This is a genomic window from Nocardiopsis mangrovi, assembly GCF_042653925.1.
Taxonomy (GTDB): Bacteria; Actinomycetota; Actinomycetes; order Streptosporangiales; family Streptosporangiaceae; genus Nocardiopsis_B; species Nocardiopsis_B mangrovi.
Genome location: NZ_JBHSFQ010000002.1, coordinates 387,096 through 407,208, shown reverse-complemented (window position 1 = coordinate 407,208; position 20,113 = coordinate 387,096). Strand labels below are relative to the sequence as shown.

Annotated in this window: 20 protein-coding genes and 1 pseudogene; 9 read left to right on the top strand and 12 right to left on the bottom strand. The window is 69.7% G+C overall.

Annotated elements, in window-relative coordinates; genetic code table 11:
- Window positions 1-62 precede the first annotated feature (62 nt).
- Complete coding sequence (locus tag ACFO4E_RS03790; protein WP_378571563.1) at window positions 63-1,001, bottom strand: zinc-binding dehydrogenase; 939 nt, start codon at window positions 999-1,001, stop codon at window positions 63-65.
- A gap of 229 nt (window positions 1,002-1,230) precedes the next feature.
- Here ACFO4E_RS03790 and ACFO4E_RS03785 point away from each other — a divergent pair, with 229 nt between their 5' ends.
- Complete coding sequence (locus ACFO4E_RS03785) at window positions 1,231-1,854, top strand: acyl-CoA-like ligand-binding transcription factor (RefSeq protein ID WP_378571561.1); 624 nt, start codon at window positions 1,231-1,233, stop codon at window positions 1,852-1,854.
- Window positions 1,855-1,942: 88 nt separating this feature from the next.
- Here the strand turns inward: ACFO4E_RS03785 and ACFO4E_RS03780 are convergent.
- The 6 genes and pseudogenes from ACFO4E_RS03780 to ACFO4E_RS03755 form a co-directional block, all read right to left on the bottom strand.
- Window positions 1,943-2,290 (bottom strand): annotated as a pseudogene (locus ACFO4E_RS03780) (helix-turn-helix domain-containing protein); the annotation flags it as partial.
- A gap of 765 nt (window positions 2,291-3,055) precedes the next feature.
- On the bottom strand, window positions 3,056-3,517 hold the full coding sequence (locus ACFO4E_RS03775) for a RidA family protein (RefSeq protein ID WP_378571560.1): 462 nt from the start codon (window positions 3,515-3,517) through the stop codon (window positions 3,056-3,058).
- Window positions 3,518-3,628: 111 nt separating this feature from the next.
- The gene (locus tag ACFO4E_RS03770) at window positions 3,629-5,278 is read right to left on the bottom strand and encodes a M24 family metallopeptidase (protein WP_378571558.1); all 1,650 of its coding nucleotides are present in this window, start codon (window positions 5,276-5,278) and stop codon (window positions 3,629-3,631) included.
- 49 nt (window positions 5,279-5,327) lie between these two features.
- Window positions 5,328-6,131, bottom strand: a complete 804-nt coding sequence (locus ACFO4E_RS03765; protein ID WP_378571556.1) for an ABC transporter ATP-binding protein — start codon at window positions 6,129-6,131, stop codon at window positions 5,328-5,330.
- Window positions 6,128-7,153, bottom strand: coding sequence for an ABC transporter substrate-binding protein (locus ACFO4E_RS03760; RefSeq protein ID WP_378571554.1), 1,026 nt, complete (start codon window positions 7,151-7,153; stop codon window positions 6,128-6,130). The genes ACFO4E_RS03765 and ACFO4E_RS03760 overlap by 4 nt, the downstream gene beginning before the upstream one ends.
- Before the next feature lie 21 nt (window positions 7,154-7,174).
- A complete protein-coding gene (locus ACFO4E_RS03755; RefSeq protein ID WP_378571552.1) occupies window positions 7,175-8,026 on the bottom strand; it encodes an ABC transporter permease in 852 nt (283 codons plus the stop codon).
- Between the two features lie 51 nt (window positions 8,027-8,077).
- Here ACFO4E_RS03755 and ACFO4E_RS03750 point away from each other — a divergent pair, with 51 nt between their 5' ends.
- Window positions 8,078-8,416: a hypothetical protein gene (locus ACFO4E_RS03750; protein ID WP_378571550.1), complete on the top strand. Its 339-nt coding sequence runs from the start codon at window positions 8,078-8,080 to the stop codon at window positions 8,414-8,416.
- 664 nt (window positions 8,417-9,080) lie between these two features.
- Here the strand turns inward: ACFO4E_RS03750 and ACFO4E_RS03745 are convergent.
- Window positions 9,081-9,290 (bottom strand): winged helix-turn-helix transcriptional regulator, encoded by a 210-nt coding sequence (locus ACFO4E_RS03745; protein ID WP_378571625.1) that lies wholly within the window; start codon window positions 9,288-9,290, stop codon window positions 9,081-9,083.
- 18 nt (window positions 9,291-9,308) lie between these two features.
- Between ACFO4E_RS03745 and ACFO4E_RS03740 the strand changes: the two genes are divergently transcribed.
- On the top strand, window positions 9,309-9,779 hold the full coding sequence (locus tag ACFO4E_RS03740) for an imine reductase family protein (protein WP_378571624.1): 471 nt from the start codon (window positions 9,309-9,311) through the stop codon (window positions 9,777-9,779).
- Window positions 9,780-9,857: 78 nt separating this feature from the next.
- Entirely contained in the window at window positions 9,858-10,145 is a 288-nt protein-coding gene (locus tag ACFO4E_RS03735) for a hypothetical protein (RefSeq protein ID WP_378571549.1), read from the top strand.
- A 132-nt stretch (window positions 10,146-10,277) separates the two neighbouring features.
- On the opposite strand, the gene ACFO4E_RS03730 is transcribed toward ACFO4E_RS03735, so the two are convergent.
- Entirely contained in the window at window positions 10,278-10,703 is a 426-nt protein-coding gene (locus ACFO4E_RS03730; protein WP_378571547.1) for a hypothetical protein, read from the bottom strand.
- A 282-nt stretch (window positions 10,704-10,985) separates the two neighbouring features.
- Here ACFO4E_RS03730 and ACFO4E_RS03725 point away from each other — a divergent pair, with 282 nt between their 5' ends.
- Both ACFO4E_RS03725 and ACFO4E_RS03720 read left to right on the top strand, forming a co-directional pair.
- The gene (locus ACFO4E_RS03725; protein ID WP_378571545.1) at window positions 10,986-12,095 is read left to right on the top strand and encodes an NAD(P)-dependent alcohol dehydrogenase; all 1,110 of its coding nucleotides are present in this window, start codon (window positions 10,986-10,988) and stop codon (window positions 12,093-12,095) included.
- A gap of 239 nt (window positions 12,096-12,334) precedes the next feature.
- A complete protein-coding gene (locus ACFO4E_RS03720; RefSeq protein ID WP_378571543.1) occupies window positions 12,335-13,243 on the top strand; it encodes an MBL fold metallo-hydrolase in 909 nt (302 codons plus the stop codon).
- Window positions 13,244-13,439: 196 nt separating this feature from the next.
- Here ACFO4E_RS03720 and ACFO4E_RS03715 read toward each other — a convergent pair whose 3' ends face one another.
- Window positions 13,440-13,823 carry a winged helix-turn-helix transcriptional regulator gene (locus tag ACFO4E_RS03715; RefSeq protein WP_378571541.1) on the bottom strand — a complete coding sequence of 128 codons (384 nt, stop codon included), beginning with the start codon at window positions 13,821-13,823 and terminating at the stop codon, window positions 13,440-13,442.
- 526 nt (window positions 13,824-14,349) lie between these two features.
- Between ACFO4E_RS03715 and ACFO4E_RS03710 the strand changes: the two genes are divergently transcribed.
- Together ACFO4E_RS03710 and ACFO4E_RS03705 are read left to right on the top strand one after the other, a co-directional pair.
- The gene (locus ACFO4E_RS03710) at window positions 14,350-15,324 is read left to right on the top strand and encodes a CPBP family intramembrane glutamic endopeptidase (RefSeq protein ID WP_378571539.1); all 975 of its coding nucleotides are present in this window, start codon (window positions 14,350-14,352) and stop codon (window positions 15,322-15,324) included.
- Between the two features lie 7 nt (window positions 15,325-15,331).
- A complete protein-coding gene (locus ACFO4E_RS03705) occupies window positions 15,332-18,061 on the top strand; it encodes an AAA family ATPase (protein WP_378571537.1) in 2,730 nt (909 codons plus the stop codon).
- Here ACFO4E_RS03705 and ACFO4E_RS03700 read toward each other — a convergent pair.
- The gene (locus ACFO4E_RS03700) at window positions 18,009-18,758 is read right to left on the bottom strand and encodes a TetR/AcrR family transcriptional regulator (protein ID WP_378571535.1); all 750 of its coding nucleotides are present in this window, start codon (window positions 18,756-18,758) and stop codon (window positions 18,009-18,011) included. The two genes, ACFO4E_RS03705 and ACFO4E_RS03700, sit on opposite strands and share 53 nt — an antisense overlap.
- A gap of 334 nt (window positions 18,759-19,092) precedes the next feature.
- Between ACFO4E_RS03700 and ACFO4E_RS03695 the strand changes: the two genes are divergently transcribed.
- A complete protein-coding gene (locus ACFO4E_RS03695) occupies window positions 19,093-19,506 on the top strand; it encodes a hypothetical protein (RefSeq protein WP_378571533.1) in 414 nt (137 codons plus the stop codon).
- On the opposite strand, the gene ACFO4E_RS03690 is transcribed toward ACFO4E_RS03695, so the two are convergent.
- Window positions 19,494-19,772 carry a hypothetical protein gene (locus tag ACFO4E_RS03690; RefSeq protein ID WP_378571531.1) on the bottom strand — a complete coding sequence of 93 codons (279 nt, stop codon included), beginning with the start codon at window positions 19,770-19,772 and terminating at the stop codon, window positions 19,494-19,496. The genes ACFO4E_RS03695 and ACFO4E_RS03690 overlap by 13 nt on opposite strands.
- Window positions 19,773-20,113: the final 341 nt, after the last annotated feature.

Here is a 20,113-nt window from a genome sequence, read left to right as displayed (position 1 = left end):
CCGCAGAGCAGGCCGCCGCCGCGAGGGGCGCGGCCGAAGTCCGGGACGGGAGCGTGCGGCGCTCAGTCGTAGAGGGCGACGAGCCGGCCGATGACCTCCCCGCGTTCGAGCGCTCCGATGCCATCGCCGATCCGGTCGGACCCGATGCGGGTGATGCGCGACGCGACCTTGCCGTCGGCGATCAGCCGGAGGACCGCCCGGCAGTCCTCGGGGGTACCCGCCTGGGAGCCGATGAGCATGACCTGGTTGAGGGTGAGCGCCTGGAGGTTGATGGTGCCTTCGCCGACGCCCAGGCCCACCAGTACGACGCGTCCGTCCCGCCGCACGGCTTCCACAGCCGCGTCGGTCGTGGTCCCGAATCCGGCGAAGTCCACGATGACGTCGAGCTTCTCGTCGGCGAAGGCGGCGATGTCCGCCGCGACGTGGGTGACACCGCTTTCACGGGCGAACGCGTGCACCTTCTCGTTCTTCTCGGCCACGAAGACCTCGGCACCCACAGCGAGGGCGATCTGGGCGCCCAGCGAGCCCAGCCCGCCGAACCCGATGACACCGACCTTGGTACCGGCCGTCACGGCTCCCTGCACGATCATGGCGTGGTAGGAGGTGAGCCCCGCGTCGGTCGCGGCGGCCGCCTGATCCCACGCGATGCCGTCGGGCAGCGGGATCACCAGATCCTCGCGTACCGCGACCTTGGGCTGGAAGCCGCCGTTCGACGAGGTCCCCGGGCCTTCGATCGCGGCGGGCACGGCGACTCTGTCACCGACGGAAAAGCGACCGGCGCCGGGACCGGTGGAGGCGACGACGCCCGCGATCTCGTGGCCGAGGGTGATCGGCCGGAAGGGCAGCAGAGAGGTCAGGGTTCCGTCGAGGAACCCGACGTCGCTGTGGCACAGCCCGGCCGCCTTCACGTCGACCACGATCTCCCCCGTGCCCGCTTCGGGTTCCGGGACGTCGTTGCGCACGAGGGGTTTCCCGACCTCCGTGAACTGCCACGCCTTCATGTTCGTTCCCTTCTCGTCCCCTGGTCCCCGGTGGCGGTCCGACCGCCGAGGACCGGTGGACCGTGTACTGGCCCGGCTACCCGTTCCGGTCGGTCCCGTGCCATGCGCGCGTTCCCCGCCGGACGGCGGAAGACCGCCGGGCGTGACGGCACCACCCGGGCCTCCGCCCTGGTCAGGCAATAATAGTACTCGGTTCCGAAATTGATTCGCATGGTGAGGACGTGCTGACATGGCCCAAGCCGGGCGCCCCCGGGGACGACCGCCGCTGTCCTCGCGCGAGAAGATCGAGGCGGTGGCGATCGAGCTCTTCCTGGAACACGGCTACAGCGGGACCGGCCTCGCGGCGATCATCGAGGCGTGCGGCGTCAGCAAGACGACGTTCTTCCGCTACTTCGCGTCGAAGTCGGAGATCATCTGGTACGCCTTCGACGACCACACGCGCCACCTGCGCCGGCTGCTGGCGGAGGCGGACGCGCCCGAGCCGGCCATGACGGTGGTCCGGACGTGCGTCGTCGACGCCTTGCGTGCCTCCATCGATGAGCGCGGGATCTGGATGAAGCGCTTCATCATCCTCGACGGCTCCCCCGAACTCAGGGCGGAGGAGTCCGCCCAGTGGATCAGCTGGGCCGACGCGGTCGGCGAATACGTGGCACGCCGTCTGGGAGTGAGCGAGCGCGCCCTGGTTCCGGCGAGCATCGGCGGCGCCGTCCAGGCCGCCTACCTCGCCACCCTCCGCGACTGGCGGACCTCCTCGAAGCCCGCTTCCGAACTGCTCCTCGACCTCGACGCGGATCTCGCGCCGCTGTGCGACGTGCTCCAGGGATGGCTGGACCAGCAGAGACCACGTCGGTGAGCCACCTCGCGCCCGCCCTCGCAGAACCCGTCCACGGCTGGTGACAGAGTCGCCGCCTGCCTGGACGAGGCCGATCCCGCAGCCGGCGTCAGGTCCGCCGGTGTGCGGCAGGTGTCTCGCCGAAGCGCTTCCTGTAGGCCCTGATGAAGTGGCTCCTGTCGGTGAAGTGCCAGCGGGCGGCGAGTTCGGACACGGTCAGCGTGGTCGATGCCAGCTCGGCCGTGACGGCCCGGGTGTTCGCCGGGAAGCGGATGTCCCGCGCGGGCACGGCCAGCGCGATCCCCCGGGTGCCCCGATCGACCTCGAAGTCCCACGGCTCGTCGTTCCTGCGGACGCACAGCCGCCCCGCCCCCGCGGTGAACGTCCGGTGCGCCGAGGTGAAGCGCCACTCACCGCTGAACGTCACGTGGGTCGCGACCAGGTCCTCAAGGTGCCTACCGCGCCCACTTCGCCACCTTCGCCGACTCCCGGCACTACTGGAACACCACGGCCCTCGACGACGGCACGCTGCGGGCCGAGTGGGCGGCCGCGGCCCGGATGGCGGACGGCGGCCTCATCACGGTGGCCGGGGTGGAGCACGCGACGATCGACGAGCACGGCCTGATCAGCGACCTGAGTAACGAGTTCACCCGCCTCCCCGGCTGAACCCCGGGCACCGCGGGCCGGGACGGCGGGGCGGCGAGGGGGCGGGGCGACGGGACGGCCATTACCCCATTCGGTGTTCACCGTGATCGCAGACTGATGATGGATTCCCCGCGCCCGCGGGGGGTTCGAACACGAGTCGCCCGTCGGCGAGCGTGGTGCGGCTCTCGAAGGGATCGAAGATGTCGCACCAGGTGTCATCGGTGAGGGTCGCGTCGTCCGGACGGAGTGGCGGACGCGTCCCCGCATGTCGAGCGACGGGTTTCATCGAGGGGCTCCCTCCATCGAACCCCGTCTCGCGCTTCGAATCGGGGGGATCGCCCCCGGCTCGGTCCCTCCCTGGAGCGGCTTCGGACAACGCCGGCAGGAGAAGCCCGGTGAGGTCGTGGCGCCGTTGCTTCCCGAGCACGCGTTCCAGGGCGGCGCCCCCTTCCGCCCATGCGCACCCCACACCCCGGTACGACGCCGGGGCGGATCACCATTGGCGATCCGCCCCACCGAAACCGTTCCGGCAACCTTTCACCCGATCCGCGCACCGGTATACCGGCACGCCTCGAGATCAGCTGCGAATCGCGATCGTGGCGTCGAGTTCCACGAGCGCGCCTTGAGGCAGCACATGGGCCGGCAACGCGGTTCGAGCGTGGCGACCCGCGTCGCCCAGGACGTCGAGCAACAGTTGCGAAGCCCCATCGACCACCGACGGATGGTCCACGAAGTCGCGTGAGCTCGCGACCCAGGCGTTGAGCTTCAGCACCTGACGCACGTTACCGAGGCCGACCGCGTCATCCATGCGCGCCAGGAGGTTCAGCGCAGAGGTCCTCGCGGCATCGACCCCGTCGGCCACGTCAGCACCGTCTCCCAGGCAGCCTCGCAGGACCTCGCCCGAGGCGGTCCGCGAGATCTGGCCGGAGACATAGAGGAGGTCGCCCCAGCGCGCGGTCGCCTCATATGCATAGCGGGGTGCGCCGAGCACCGGAAGCTCGATGGACAGCGCTTTGAGACGCTCGTGCACGTCAGTCATGTTCCACCCGATTCGATTCGTCGGACGAGCGAGGGCGAGCGGATGGCGCGTTTCCGGCGGCCTGCCGGACGCGCCCCGCACGGCCGAGGTGAATCGCGCGCGGTCCGGCCGTCACCGCTTGGACACGATGTAGGTTCGGTCGCGTCCGATGTACCAGAGGTCCTCGGTGCCGATCGCCACGTTGTCGTAGCGCCACGGGATCTCGGCGGCACCGTAGGAGCCGGCATCGAGCACGTGTTTGTATCCCGGCCGGAGTTCGTTCGCGAACGACTCCTGCTTGCCCATGAGGTGGCCGACATTGCGCTTGCGGTATTCGGTGTTGAAGTCGACGTCCGTTCCCAGCATCCCGATCTGGACCATCCGGTCGAGGTGGGGCGCCAGGTAGCGCAGGGTCCCCTCGTGCACGTCCTCGCACACCACACCGGGCTTGAGCTGCCCGATGATGCCTTCGCGCACCACGTCGAAGAAGAAGCCGTAGGCCTCCTTCGCCGCTGCGGTGCGCGGCAGCGAGCGGGCCATGTCGGAGGTGGCGACGGTGACCCCGTCGACGACGACGCGCACCCCGGCGTCGAGCTGGATGCAGGTCGTCTCGTCGTTGATCGGGTAGTCGACGGGCGGGCCGGGAAAGAGCATCCGGTTGGACGAATGGAGGTTGGTGAAGTAGGGCTCGACTCCGAACGGGATCTCGTTCACCGCGCGGAACTCGGCGAGCTTGTCGACGTACACGGCGTTGATGTCGAGTTCGGAGAACGAGCGGCCGGCGTCGAGGCCGTCCTCGGCCCAGGCCAGCGCCTCCTCGATGGCGAACACGCTCGCCCGGGCGGCGACGACCTGGAATGCGAGGTCCTCGTGGTCGCGAACGTCCCGCCAGTGGGCGAGGTCCGTCGAGACCGGGACCGGTTCCCCCTGCTCGCGCTCGAGTTCGCGGGCCAGGCCGACGCTGATCCACTCGTCCTCGACCCCGATCCGCGGTCCGCGGGCGAAGGCGCGGACCGCGGCGCCGATGGACGGGAACCGGTCGCCGGGTGTCCCGGGGACTCCGGAGGCGTCGCCGGCCGCCAGTACGACCAGTCTGTCCGAGCCGGCGAGCCAGAGGGCGACCGCTCCGTCCGGCTGGGCGAGCCCGGTCGCCTCCGTGAAGTTGGGCGGCGCGGCCAGGAGGAGCGCGTCGAGAGAGCGGTCGGCGGCGAGCGCCCGCAATGCCGAGAACCGGGTGTCCTTGCCGGCGGTGAACTCTTCGGCCAGGCCGGAGAGGTGTGCGACATCCTCGATCAGCCGCCGCGCGGTGTGGACGCCCGTCTCCCGCCAGGTCGCGAACCGGGCCAGGACCTCCTCGGGGTCGAGCTCGTACGCGGTGACCGGGGTGGGCTCCTGATCGGCGGCGACGAGTTCGACGGCCCCGGACAGCGTGCGGTAGTGGCTGTAGACGACGTCGGCCGAGAGGCGGACCTCCCCGCCGCCGGCGAGTTCCTTCACCAGGCTCGTCAGCGACTCCGAGGCGGGGGTGCCGGCAACGATCCGGGGGTCGATCGTGACCCAGGGAGCGTAGAACCTGATCTGCTCCTTGGGGACTCCGGCCGAGAGGGCGTTGCCCTGCTCCTGCTGGCGGACGAGCAGGAACCGTCCCTTGTCGGTCTGTGCGATCAGTGGTGCGACGAGCGGGTAGGAGTCGAGCCGGATCGCGGAGAACAGCAGGCTCTTGCGCGCGTTGAGCCCGTACGCCTGTTCGACCTGCGAGGCGTTCGCGGTGAGACTCAGCATGAGTGTCCCCTCTGTGTCTGTATCGGTTCGGTCGTCGGCGGGTGGCCGATCAGCTGATCCCGGTCGTGACTCCGATGTGGGATTCGATCTCCGTCGCGTAGTCGGAGAAGGCCGCGGAGAAGCGGTGCTCCTTGCCCCGGGGCCGCGGCAGGTCGATCACGATGTCGGCGACGATCCGGCCGGGGCGGTCGCCGACGACGACCACACGGTCCGCGAGCCAGACGGCCTCGGAGATGCTGTGGGTCACGAAGAGGATGCTGCACCCGGTGGTCTGCCAGATGCGCTGGATCTCGAAGTTCATCGAATCGCGGGTCATGGCGTCGAGCGCGCCGAAGGGCTCGTCCATGAGCAGCAGTTCGGGGTGGGAGACCAGTGCGCGGCAGATGGCGACCCGTTGCTGCATCCCGCCACTGAGCTCGTAGGAGTAGCGCTCGGCCTTGTCGCCCAGCCCCACCATCTCGAGCAGTTCCCGGGCGTAGCCGCGAGATTCGTTCGTGCGGGCGCCACGGAACTCCAGAGGCAGGAGCACGTTGTCGATGTTGTTGCGCCACGGCAGAAGCACGGGGCCCTGGAAGACCATCGCGATGTCCTTGAGGCCTTCGCTGATCGGCCGGCCCTTGACCAGGACGTGGCCCTCCGTGGGCTCCAGCAGGCCGGAGATCGTCTTGAGCAGCGTCGTCTTCCCGCTTCCCGACTGTCCGACGATCGAGACGAACTGTCCCGGCTCGACGTGGAAGTCCAGCCCTTTGAGCACCGTGGTGTCCTCGCCGTCCCGGGACCGGAAGGTCATTCCGACGTTGTTGACCGAGATGGCGTGCTCGTTGTTCATGTGGCTCTCCCGTTCGGCTGTCACGGCGCCTGGACGGTCGCGTTGCGGTCCAGCGGCTCGAGGTAGGCGTTGCTGTACACGTCCTCGGGGGCGAGGTCGCTCTCCGGGTTCAGGCCGAGGAACTCGTGGGCGACGTCGAGCATTTCCTGCGCGCCGGCGTCGTCCATGACGCCGTACTCATCCGCCGACTCTCCGGAGCCCCAGTTGAGGCCGCACTGCTCGTTGATCGCGAGGGTGATGGTCGCGGTCTCGAAGCCTGCGACCTGCTGCTGGAAGTCCTGCGCGGCCTCATCCGGGTGCGCACACGCCCACAGGTAGCCCTTCTGCATCGCCCGGTTGAACTTCCGCACCTGCTCGGGATCGCTTTCGAGTCTCTCGTTGGAGAAGATGATCCCGTTGCCGTAGAGGTCGATGCCCAGGTCGGACCACTTCAGCACAACGGCCTCCCGGCCGAGTGCGTCGATGGCCGGCTGGTCGGAGACGTACAGGGCGAGGTTGGCGTCCCACTGCCCCGACAGCAGCCCGGGGATCTTCGATTCGCTCGATGCGTGGACGACGTTGACATCGCCCTCGTCGAAACCCAGCGTGCTCATCGCGTACGGCCACATCGCGGTCATCGCGCCCGCGCCCTCGGTGGCGACCGTCCTGCCCTGGAGGTCGTCCCAGTCATCGATCCCGGTGTCCGCGAGGGCGACGACCGCGTAGGCGGACCTGGCCTGTACGAGGTTGACCTGTCTGACGTCGGCGCCCCTGCCCTGGCTGGTGACCGTGGCGCCGAAGTCCGCCCAGCCGACGTCGACCTTGCCGGTATCGACCGAGGTGACCGTGTTGGTCGACCCCGAACCCGGCATGACGGTGAGGTCGATACCCTCCGCCTCGAAGAAGCCCTGCTCGACAGCCGAGATGAAGGGGGCGTGCTTCGGCAGGTACCCCACGTCGAGCATGAGGGTCATGGAATTCTTCCCGCCGCCGTCGGCGCACCCCGACAGGACCACGAGCAGCATCGCCGCGGCGATCGCGGCGGTTCTAGGAGTCGCGTTGCGCATCCGAGTCTCCGATCTCCGTGGTCACTTCAGGTGGTTCTTCCACGGGACCAGCTTTCGTCCCGCGAAGTCGACGAGGAAGAACAACGCCAGCGCGATGGCCGCGAGCACGATGAAGGCCGCGAACATCGATGGGAGGTCGACCTGGCTGTTGGCGAGGAGGATGACGTAGCCCAATCCCTTCGAGCCGGCGATGAACTCACCGACGACCGCCCCGCCCACAGCCAGCGAGATGGAGATCTTCGCTCCCGAGAAGATCGACGGGATCGCGTAGATGAACTCGATCTTCGTCATCTTCTTCCACTGCGACGCCTTGTTGATCCGGGCGAGTTCCTGCAATTCCCGGGGCACGGAGCGCAGGCCGTCATAGGTGTTGATCACGAGTGGGAAGAACGCGATGGCCATGGCGACGAACGCCTTCGACTCGAAGCCGAACCCGAACCACACGATGAACAGCGGTGCGAGCGCGACCTTGGGGATCGTGTCGATCGCGATCAGCGCGGGGTAGAGAAAACTGCGCACCGTCGTCGAGTAGTGCAGGGCCGCGCCACACAGGACCCCCAGTGCGGTACCGAGCGCGAACCCCGCGAGTGCCTCCTGCAGGGTGACGAAGGTATTACTCGCGAAGTACCCGGGCCGCTCGATCAACTCGGCGAAAGCGGAGATCGGCCCGACGAGCAGGTACTCCGGCGGATCGGTGATGACGACCACTAGCTGCCAGACGACGAAGAGCCCGCCGATCCCCACGACCCCCTTCACCCCGGCCATGATGGAGTCGCGGCTGAGCCCCCGCGAACGCGGCCTCGCCGGTCCACCGGGCGCCGGCTCAGGGGACGACCGGCGCAGGTCGTCCGGCTTGACTTCAGGAATGGCCATCGCGGGAGCTCCCATCGAAGACGCGCCGTGCGCGGACTGGGCCGCGGGACGATGATCGACAACTACGGACTGTCAGAGGTGGATGCCGGCGGGATCGCGTGGCGGAGAGCGGTGACGCAGCCGTGGCCCGGCGCAACGGCGGTGATAACGAAGGTGATCGCGGTGTCATGGGGTCCTGACGGGATTGGGAAGGTCGCGGCCGGGCACGCCCGGTCACGTGGCGTCGCCGGCGAGGGCTGGGTTCGACCGAAGGGGCCCGCTGTGGCCGGCCGGCACTGCTCGGTCGACGATGGGCGCGTCTCGGCCGGGTTCACCGCCGAGTCGGCGCCACACGTTGATGGAGATGTCGTCGCGCGCCTCACCGGCACCAGCGCCGTCGGCGCGTCCTGATGGAAGGTGGGTCGCGACAAGCGCTCGATCGCGCGCGTCCCGCACGAGGTGCCGAGCGGGGATCGGACGTGGTCGGGAACGGGCCGCGGTGCACTATGGCGAGTCGGCCTCGCGGCCGGTGTGCCGGCCACCGAACAGGATCGGGCCCGTCCGTTCGTCCAAGAGCGGCAGCGGCTTCGCGGCGAGTAGGTGATCGGCCGCATCAGCGTGAACGGTCGCGGTGAGCCGACCTTTCAGCACGCTGACAGCAGCTGTCAACTCAGCGAAGGCCGCGCACCCGATGAGCGGTGATGTCGTGCCGACGACCTCGGTTCGCAGCGCCGGATCGACGCCGGGTCACGGATGGAGTGAGTCACCGGGAATGAAAGCGGCCCGGAGCCGAGACGCTCGGCGAGCTCGGTCGAAGTGAAGGTCGGCATGGGCGTTTCCCCTCCTACTGGTTACGAACTGGCCCGACTGTGACTGGGACCACCGTAAGGACCTGAAACGATGCACGTCCAACACTGTTTTGGTATGGATCGATACCTAGAATGGATCCGCCTCACGCGGAGCCGAGGTGGAGGACCGCGTCGACCCCCGACAACCGCGCGGCGGTCTTCACAGTGGGACACGCCCCCTATCAGACCCGTTCACCTCCGCGGCGTCGCCCGATCCCCTGGTCTCCTCACGAAACCGCCTTGACCCACCCCCCGACGTGCACCTCCCGCCGGACGAGTCCGTCGTCCCCCATCTCCCGCAGTGTCTGGGTCAGCACCTTCTCGGTGAGGCCCGGCACCCGGCGGCGCAGCTCGCCGGGGCGGTACGGCCTCTCCTCCAGGAGCCACAGCACCAGCGTCTTCCACTTGCCGTCGATCACGGCGACCGCGGCGGTCACTCCGCAAACGTTCGGGTCCTGAGCACGGCCGCGCGTCATCGCCGCCCCTTCGACCGCCCGGTACTGGACACCCTGGGCGGCACCCACACCCACCTCGGAGCCGAGATCGGCCGCGCGGCCGCGTACGACATCGCTCTGCTCGACGTCTTCTGGACGGCGATGGCCGGCTACGCCCACGCACTGGCCGTGGCACGGGCGGAAGGCATCAGCGCCCAGGAGTTGGCGCCGTTCGCCCAGGGCATCGCCGCGATCCTGCCACCGCTCTTCGGGCAGGGCATGGAGGACGTGGACGAGGGCCGATACCCCGGCGACACCAACCCGATCACATCGACGGTGTCGACCATGGCCCATATCATCCACGCCTCGGAGGGCCACGGAATCGACGCGAGCGTGATGCGCGCCGCCGAAGGGCTGTCCCGCCGCGCCATCGGACTCGGGCACGACGCCGACGGGTTCATGCGGGTCGTCGAGATCCTGAATCCCCGCTGAGCCGAGATCCCACTGCCGAGTATCAGGACCACGGATCCTGGGCCAAGAGCGCGGATCTCGTCGAGAAAGATGGGAACCGTGGTGAGAGAGACGGAGCGGAAGCGCCACCCGCGCTCTGTCGACAAGAAGGCCAAGCTCCTCAAGGTTGAGATGTACCAGGAGGGCAAGGGGGCGTGGCTCGCCATGTCGATTTCGGTGACCAGGCCGGGAGATTTCAAGGCGGAATTCCATTACGAAAAGGAGTTGGGGGTCCACCCGATTTCTCCGTCGCCGGAAAACCATGCCTTCGAGCTAGGGAAGTTCCCCCGGGACGACGACGCGATCTCCGACTGGCTCAGGGAGAAGCTTCGCCAGGCGCAGGGCTAGTGTCCTGCTTGACCGTGATCTCCACGCGACATTCGCGGCAATTGGATGGCGGCCGGCAACGCGTCGTGCCGGCCCTTGCCGAATATCCCTTTGCGCACCTCCAAAGCCTCGGGGAGAACCGGTCGGAAGTCCTCATCCTCCGCCGTCTCCGCCCCCACCGTCGCCGCCGTCACCCCCGTCGCCGGCCCATCCTCCGTCATCGGAGGACCTGCGGTAGTACCCCGTGCCCTCGCTCCCACCGCGCCTCGGTGGGCTCGAACCGTCGTCATTTATCGCTATGAGAATGCCGATGACGACCCCCGCCACGACGATGTAGATGACCACGGTGAAGACGATTTCCACGAGCTCTGCAAGGGCAGCCAGGAATTCCTGGCCCTCCGGCGTCTCAAGGAAGGTGATGACGCCCATTGTGGCCAGGCCCCCTATGGCAGCGCCCGCCAGGGCGTGTACCAGGAGGCTCAACGGACCGTCGTCCGCCAGGAACTCGGCGAGCTCGTCTTTGAAGGCGTAGGCGAAGCATCCGATACCGAAGAGGATCAGGAGTATTCCCAGGCCCACTGCAAGGCACCTCCCAGGGTGGGTGCCTATCCCTACCCGCTGACGGCGGGTTGCCGGCGAAGGCGGGTGTCCGGATCGGGCCGACCGCGGGTGGAGTCCTTGCGGCGGCTTCCCTGCCGTGACCGATATGGCTACCGATCCGCGGACGCGGTCGGCTGCCGTAGGTTCGGACCCGCTCGAGGGCCCTACGTGCCCGAAACCCCCGATCTGGGAGCCGTTGATGTCCTCCGTCCTCGGTCGTCTTTGTTTCGCCGGCGGCGCCTCGCGTGAGGCCGATGCCGCATGACCACGTCCGCGCGGGCCGCTGTCGTCGAAAAGAAAGACGGGCCGTTCGAGTTCCGCGACATCGAGATCGAAGACCCCCGACCCGACGAGGTACTCGTCCGCATGGTCGCGACCGGAATCTGCGCGACCGACGCCCACGTGCGGTCGCAGCGAATGGCGACCCCGTTGCCGGTCGTGCTGGGGCACGAGGGCGCGGGAATCGTCGAACGCGCGGGGAGCGCCGTCACCTCCGTGAAGCCCGGTGACCACGTCGTCCTGTCCTACCACTCGTGCGGCCGCTGCAAGCCGTGCTCCTCCGGGCACGCGGCCTACTGCGACGACGTCTGGGCGGCGAATTTCGCGGGTGCCCGCCTGGACGGCTCGAACGGCCTGCGCGTCGCCGGCGGTCCCGGGCCCCACGGCCACTTCTTCGGCCAGTCCTCCTTCTCCACCTACGCCCTCACTCACCAGCGCAACACGATCAGGGTCCCGCCGGACCTGCCCCTCGAAGTCATGGCTCCGTTGGGCTGCGGGCTGCAGACGGGCGCGGGGGCCGTGCTCAAGGCCCTCGCCGTTCCGGCGGGGGCGTCCTTCGCGGTGTTCGGCGTGGGCGCCGTGGGCATGGCGGCGGTCATGGCGGCGCGCGTCGCGGGCGCGACCACCATCGTCGCCGTCGACATCGACGCCGATCGGCTCGAACTCGCACGCGACCTGGGAGCGACGCACACCGTCGACCCCACCCGGGTCGAGGATCCGACCGGCGCGCTTCGCGCGATCGAGGGGCGCGGCCTGGAGTACGTGCTCGACACCAGCGGCCGGAAGGAGAACCTCGACGCGGGGGTGGGCGCCCTGGCGCCGATGGGCAAGTTCGGCTTCGTGGCGTTCCATGAAGGCGCGGGTGCGGTGGTCGACGCAGGCAGGCTCACCGTGGGCCAATCGTTGCAGGGCATCATCCAGGGAGACGCCGTCTCGCCGCTGCTGATCAACGAACTCGCCCGGCTCTACCGAGCGGGCCGATTCCCGATCGACCGCCTGCTGTCCTTCTACGAATTCTCCGACATCAACACCGCGTTCGAGGATTCAAGCGCGGGCCGCACCACCAAGGCGGTCCTCAGATTCACGGGGTAAGCCCGATCGACGCGACCGAACCCGCGAAACACGATATCGGACAGAAAAGAACAGGTAGCCCGTCGATGTGCCCTAACGTTCAAAAACCCATCAGCGTCGAGAACACTCCCGGTTTCTTCGGAATCGACCACTACGGGTTTCCCCGGGTCGGGGCGGAGGACCCGCCGGACCCTGAGGGATACTACCCGCCTTACCTGCAGAGTGAGCGCTTTCAGACGTACGGCTATCACGTCGAGGAATTGCGCGACGGCTTCTACTGGGTCACCAGCGCCGGCTATGACGCCGCCTTCGTGGTGACCGATGACGGCGTGGTCGCGATCGACGCACCGCCGACGCTGGGCGAGAACATGCTGGCGGCGATCGAGGAGGTCACCGACCGGCCGGTGACCCACGTGATCTACAGCCACTGGCACGCCGACCACATCGGCGCGGCCTCCGTCTACGGTCCCGCCGTCGAGATCGTCGCCCACCGCATCACCAAGGAACTCCTGGAGCGGTTCCCCGACCCCAAGCGCCCCGTGCCGACACTGACGTTCGACGACGAGTACGTCCTCGACGTGGGCGGGGTGCGCCTGCATCTGTCCTACAAGGGCGAGAACCACTGCCCGGGCAACATCTTCATCTACGCACCGCAGCAGAAGGTGCTCACCGCCGTGGACATCCTGAGCCCGGGTTCCGTCACGTTCATGCACTGCGACGCCTCGCAGAACATCTCCGGCTGGTACGAGGCGCATGAGCAGATCCTCGGCTACGACTTCGACTTCTTCGTCGGCGGGCACCACATGCACTACGGCACCTACGAGCAGGTGAAACTGTGCGTGGAGTACTTCGCCGACGTGCTCGAGGGGGCGACCGCGGCGGTCGAGCGGTTCAGCCGCTCGGACGCGCTCGTCGACATCCTGGGCGAGGTCGGCCAGAACCGGGTCTTCGTCGGCACCGAGAACTGGATCAGCTCCATGGCGAACTACACCACCCGGCACGTCCTGGAGAAGAGGACCGGCGACGGCCGGCTCTGGTGGGAGCGGCTCGCAGGTGCCACCACCCAGACCAAATACCACGCGTACACCGTGCTGGAGTCGATCCGGCTGGAAAGGCCCCGCCCCGATTACCGCTTGCGCGGGGAGAACCCCCCGGCCTTCCAGACCTGATGCCGTCCTGAGCGGTATGACCAGATGAGCGGTGTGGTGGACCAGGCGGGTCCGCCACACCGCTCACTGCCGCAACAAGGTGCGGCAGCGCCTCGGCGGCGTGCGCGGCCAACCGCGCCCACGGGTGAGCCGGATCGACGGACCGGGTCTTCCGGGAATCCGGCATCTTACGGCGATCCCTCGCCGAGGCGAAGCTTCAGCCGTCGTTCTCGGCGCTCCACTCGACGAGTGGGTGCAGAACACGCATCAAGCCGGCGCCTCGTTCGGTGGGCCGGTAGAGGATCTGCACGGGCGCCGTCGGCACCACGACCCGCTCGATCAGTCGGTGGCCCTCCAGTTCCCGAAGTCGCTGGGACAGCAGCTGGTTCGAGATTCCGGTGATCCGCGAGCGGTACTCGACGAACCTGCGTGCTCCCCGCATCGCCGCCAGGAGTACCGAAGCGGTCCATTTCTTGCCGACGACCTCGATCGAGCGCTGGAAGCTGCGGCACACGTCGTCGTCGATGTGTTCATAGTCGACGTCCGGGGGGCTCTGGCCGGATGGAGCGGCGGATCCGTCGATAGGTCGAAAGCCGGACATTCGGTCAGGATAACAGAGCGTGTCATGGTTGCAGAGGAGGTCATTTCCTCTTTGCCCAAGGTGTGTCGTCGTCCAGCCTTGAGCCATGAACGCACACCGACCTGTGGCGGGGCACGGTGAACCGCGGACACCCGATGAGACTCAGGCTGCGCCTGACCACGGGCGCCGGCCGCGGACCGGCCCAGCCGGTGCGGCAAGCGGGCATGGTCGAGCAACCGGGGCCGGACCTGCTCGTCGTACCACGAGCGGATCGCCAAGCCGCACCCTCGTCCGCGACTTCGCCCGACGCCACCCGATGGCGGAGGCGCGGCAACGGCTGAGCCGCACGTCCGATCCGCACATCCGACACCGTGCTGCCCGGGATGCGCGAGGCGGTGGTGCCCACGGCCATCGCCACACGCAGGGCGGTCCCGGTCGGTGGAGCCCGGCGGCATGACAGATGTCATGGCCGCCTCGTGCGGAAGCGCGAGAAAACCCGTGATCGGTGACACTCTGTCACGCTCCGCCCCCTACCTAGGTTCGAGGCATGAACAGCGACGGCCTGACCTTCTCCGCATCGCCCCCCGCACAGCCCGCCGGCCGGTCGGCTCCCCGGATCCCGCCCGGTGTCGAGTACCACCGCGTCCTCGCCGGTGAGAAGCGCCGCATCGGACGCGGCGTCCTCGCGATCGCACTCCTGGTGGCCGGGCTGTTCGCCTCCCAGCTCGTTCTCGCCGTGGGTGCCGCCTTCATCGACGCGCAGATGGGCAACACCAACCCGACCTTCGGCGGCACCGACTACACACCGCTCTTCCTCTCCGCGAACCTGGTCTCGATCGCCCTGCTCATCCCGTGGAGCATCCTCATCCAACGGTGGCTCTACGGCGTGCGCGGCCCTTCGCTGCACTCCGTGGTGTCGCAATTCCGGTTCGACCTGTTCGGCCGGGCGATCCTCTACGTCGGCCCCTTCTGGCTGTTCCTCTCGCTCATCGGCCCGGCCGTCATGCCCTTGCGGGACGTCGACTGGTCCACCGCCACGCTCCTCACGGTCTTCGCCGCCGGCCTCCTGCTGACGCCTCTCCAGGCGGCGGGTGAGGAGTACGGTTTCCGCGGGCTCGTGTTCCGGGTCGCCGGGAGCTGGGCGCGCGGGCCGCGCACGGCGCTGGCCCTGGGTGCGGTCGTCTCCGGGCTGATGTTCACGGGCGTCCACCTCTCGACCGATCCGTGGTTCATGCTCTGGACCTTCACGCTCTCCGTCAGCCTGGCCGTCATCACCTGGCGCACCGGCGGCATCGAGGTCGCGGTCGTCGTCCACGCTCTGCACAACACGCTCGCCGCCCTTGTCGCCACGGTCCTGCACGCCGACCCGACCCCCGCGCTCGACCGCTCGGCGGGTACCGGGTCGGCCGCCCTGCTCGTGCTCTGCGCCGGCGTCGTCGCCGTCACGGCGGTGGTGTGGTGGCGCACGCGCGGATCGGGACCGGCCCTGACCCCCGCGGAGCCACACTCCGGGCGGGTGTGACCAGACGATGACGGCGTCGGTGGAGTTGTTCGGTCGTCGCGAGGAGACCTCGGTGCTCGACGGGCTTGTCTCGCGCGCCCGCAGCGGGGCCGGTGGCGCGCTCGTGCTCTGGGGCGAACCGGGTATCGGCAAGACCGCTCTGCTGCACCACCTCCGTGATCAGGCCGCGGACTTCCTCCGGCTCAGCCACCAGGCCGCACGGACCGAGTCGACCCTGCCCTACGCGGGCCTGCACGCACTGCTGCGGCCGGTGGCCGACCGCATCGAGTCCCCGGCCGGCACCCGGTTCCCGGCTCTGCGCGACGCGTTCGCGTCCAGCGGTGGGCCGGCCAACCCGCTGGCGGTCGGGGCGGCCCTGCTGTCACTGCTCTGCGAACTCGCCCAGCAGCAGCCCGTCCTCGTCGCACTGGACGACGCGCAGCGGCTCGACGATGCCACCGCGCTGTGCCTGGGCATCGTCGCGCGGCGCGTGCGGGCCCACCCCGTGGTGGTCGCCGTCGCCGACCACAGTGACCCGGCCGCCCGGCCCTGGGAAGGCACGCCCGGCATGCGCGTCGAGGGCCTCACCGAGGCGAGCGCGCGCCACCTGGTGGCGACCATGGCCCCCGACGCCGACGAGGCCACCGTGCGCAACACCGTCGATCAGGCGGGCGGCAACCCACTGGCGCTGCTGGAGCCGGCCGTTACCGGCGGCGACTCCGCTGACGCCGAGCACCACCACGCGGACCGGGCGCGGCCACCCGTCGGCCCGCGCCTGCGGCGCGCCTTCCGTGCCGCCATCGAGGCGCTCAGCCCCCCGGCGCAGCTGCTGACCGTGCTCGCCGCGGCCGAGGAACACGGCGACCGACGCACACTACAGCGCGCCGGCAACGCGTCAGGGGTCGACGACACCGCCTGGGAGGAGACCGTCAACGCGGGCCTGCTCCACGTGATGGACGACAGCGTGGGGTTCCGCCACCCCATCGTGCGCGGAGCCGTCTACGAGGGGGCCGGTGCGGCGGCGCGGCGACGGGCACACCGCGCCTTGGCCGCCGTGCTGGCGGAGGAGGCAGAGGACCGCGCCTGGCACCTCGCCGCCGCGACCTACGACCACGACGAGGACGTCGCGGCGTTGCTCGAGCGGGCCGCGGCCCGCTCCCGCCTCCGCGGGGACGCGATGGCGGCGGCACGGGCGCTATGGCGGGCCGCCGAGCTCTCGCCCGCGCCGATCGACGCCTCACAGCGGCTGGCCGGCGCGGCCCGGGCGGCGTGGGACGCCGGCCGGGCGGCCACCGCCCAGCGCCTCCTCGACGACGCCGAGCGGCTGGCCCCGGGGGCCCACATCGCCCGGCGCAGCCACGGCCTGCGGGGGGTCATCGAGTTCGCCCGCGGCACACCCGAGCTGGCCCACCACTATCTGACCACCGACATGAACCTGGTCTCGGACCCGCCTACGGCACTGGAGCTGGGCACGACCGCCATGCGCGCCGGCTGGTCGGCGGGACGCGACGACCTGTGGGCCACGGCTCTGGGCTCGCTCCTCGAACTCGACGCCGACGACCGCGCCGGGCTGGGCGCCCTCCTTGCCTGCTGGAGCGACGACCCGGCTGACGGTGTGGCGGGGGGTGGGTCCGGTTTCGACGATGTCGTCGTGCGGGCCCGGGCGACGGCGCTGGGGTTGCTTCCACCGTCACCGCTGGCGTTGGCCTGGGGCATCGACGAGCCGATGGGGCAGGCCCTGCACCGCCGGACGCGGCGCCTTCGGCTGCGTGTGGAGCCCGCCGACCTCGCCGGCGTGCTGGCCCATACCGCGACGCTGGACAGCTTCGCGGGCCGCTGGACGGATGCGGAGTCCGCGGCGGCCGAAGGGCTGCGGCTGGCACAGGACGTGGGCGCCGACCAGGTCGCCGCCCACTGCCGCAACTGCCTGGGCTGGCTCGCCGCCGCGCGCGGCGACGAGCGCACGGTCACCGAGGTCACCGCCGACGTTTTGCGGACCTCGCTCCCTCAGGGTGTGCGCGCGGTGAGTGCGGCGGCCTACTGGATCCGCGGTATGGCGAGCCTGTTCCACGAGCGCCCCGAGGAAGCACTGGAGATGCTGATGCGCCTGGCCGAGCCGGGCCACGGCGCGGCGCACCCGACCTTCGCGCTCCTGGCGGCACTCGACACCGCCGAGGCGGCCGTGCACGTGGGACGGCACGACGTCGCAGAAGAGCGGGTACACCGACTCCACGCCTGGGCGCGGCGCACCGCAGCGCCGTGGGCGCGCTCCGCCGCGCACGCCGCCGAGGCGCTCCTCGGTGGCCCGGGTGCCGAGAGTGCCTTCCGCACCGCGTTGGAGGTGCCCGGCGCCCGCTCGCAGCCCCTCCTGCACGCCCGTGTCCAGCTGTTCTACGGCGAGTGGTTGCGGCGCGGCCGTCGCCGCACCGACGCGCGCGTCCACCTCGGGGGTGCCCTGGAGGTGTTCGACCGCCTCGGGGCCGAGCCGTTGCGCAGACGCGCCCGGCGCGAGTGGGACCTCACCGGCCCCCCGGGGCGCCGTGGGAGCCCCGAGGCCGGGGAGACCGGTGGGCTCACCGCCCAGGAACAGCGCATCGCCCGGTTGGCCGCGGAGCAGCTGACCAACCGCGAGATCGCCGCGAAGCTGCGGATCAGCCACCGCACCGTGGGCCACCACCTCGGCAACGTCTACGCCAAGCTGGGCATCAACACCCGGGCCGGACTGAGCCTCGTCTACGCCGACTCCGAGCCGGGATGAGAGCAACGCGGGGCGTGGAGGCGCCCCGCGGCAGGACGCGCCGTTGCGCGTCCGGGCCGGCGACCGATTGCACGCCCGATTCGCCGACAGGCCCCGATCCGTAACGTCGACACCGTCCCCCGCAGACCCGCAGCGGACCGTCGATCGCCACACGACGGGACCGGCCCGGCGGTGGGCCTCGGTCCTCTGTCAGTCGCGCAAGCGAGACGACGAGGCGCTCGGCGATGTCCGGCGGCCACCAGTAATTGCCCGTCACCGCGGAGCGTTGGTGGGCCAGCCCGTGCAGTCCCATCCACAATGCCGCCGAATCGGCCCACGGATCGGTGCTGGTCGAGATGCCCGCGGCCGCGCAGCGGCCGACGGCGTCGGCGAGCAGCTCCTTGCTCGCTTGACCGATCGCGTGCAGGTCGTGCTGGGTCACCGACGAGGATCGCAGTTCCCGCTTCCAGATGCCGCCGAACATCGTGCGGTAGCGCCCGGGGTACCTGTCCGCGAACTCCAGGTACGTCGAGCAGATCGTGAACAGGCGCGAGCGCGGATCGCCAGGGGCCGCGTCCAGCGCTGCGTCCGGTATCGAGTCCAACTCCTCGAAGCCCCGCTGGATGACGACCAGCATGACGGTGGCCGGGTCGGCGAAGTGGCGGTGGATCGAGGGTGGCGTGATCCCGACCCGGCGCGCGACCGCACGCAGGGTCACCAAGGCCCCGTCGGACAGTGCCAGGGCGAGCGGTAGCGGCATCCTACGCCGGGCAGGCCGACACGCCGAGTTGTGCGCACTGGGTGGACGAGTAGGCCGAGCCGCCGGTGGAGATCACGACGACGGTAGAAGACCGATGAAGATCTTGTTGAGGGGCTGTCCGGCCAGAGGTCAGTCTTCCAGTCGGCCGCCCCGCCCGCCACGGTTCGCCCCGGAATCGCCATCTCCGCCGCCCCGGTTCAGCCTCGGCCCCGAACCCGCGGGAGGACACCCCCGAAAACCCCGTTCACCTGCCCCGGCCTTCCGCCGGGGCTCCCCCATGTCTGGAGGCTCTATGTCCTGGAGGCTCGCGCGCAGCCTGGCGACGCTGCGCGCCGAGATCAACACGGCCGCGCCGGACCGCTCGAAGCGGTCGGACGGATCGATCGGCGACGCCGCCCACCGCGCATCGGCGTCCGACCACAACCCGAACGCGGCCGGGGTGGTGTGCGCGATCGACATCACCCACGACCCCGACGCCGGGGCTGACATGGCCGAGGTCGCCGAACAGCTCCGCGCCGGCGGGCACCCCGCCCTGAAGTACCTGCGCCGCCGCCAAGCAGATCATGTCCCAGTTCATCAAGGCCCACCTGTAGGCCACCACGCGCTTGCCGCCCCGGCCGGGCTGTTCCTGTGCGCTCTGCGCCGGGGCCCGGTGTCCGGTCCCCGCACACCTCGCGGGGACCGGACGGTGGCTTACGCGATGTAAACGCTGACGCCGAATTCGGAGGTCGCGCTCCCGCCGGGCGGAACCACCTGGATGACCGCTCCCGTGCAGTTGGGGGCGTTGAAGATGAGCGCGGGCTCGTCGGTGTCGTTCTGGACTATGAGCGGCCACCGCTGGGCGTTGTAGCAGCCGCTGGGGTTCTCAATCGTTTGCCCGCTGAGGACGAGCGTGCCGGTGGCGGCGTAGGCGGGGACAGCGGAGGTCAGGACGAGCCCGGCGGCAGCGAGGAGAACAGCGAAACGCTTCATAGCGCTCCCATCACGTGGAGTCGTGGAACCAGCGGACTCATTTCATCGCCCACCGGCAGACCACACCACCCCGGACGCACCCTCGAAAGGGGTTGTGACCTGCCCGTATACCAAGATCACCCGAAAGATTCCGCCCCGGCCGACACACGGCCGGGGCTTTCTCATGCCCAGCAGGAGGACAGCATGCACACCACCCCACAGACCCGCGCCGACGCCCGCACCCGCGCCCTGCGCACCGCCCTTCAGGGCGCCGTGTCCGCCGTCCTGGTCGCCGTCGCGCCGTCATCCTCGACCAGGTCACCCCCGGCACGGTCATCGACTGGCCGACCCTCGCCGCGGCG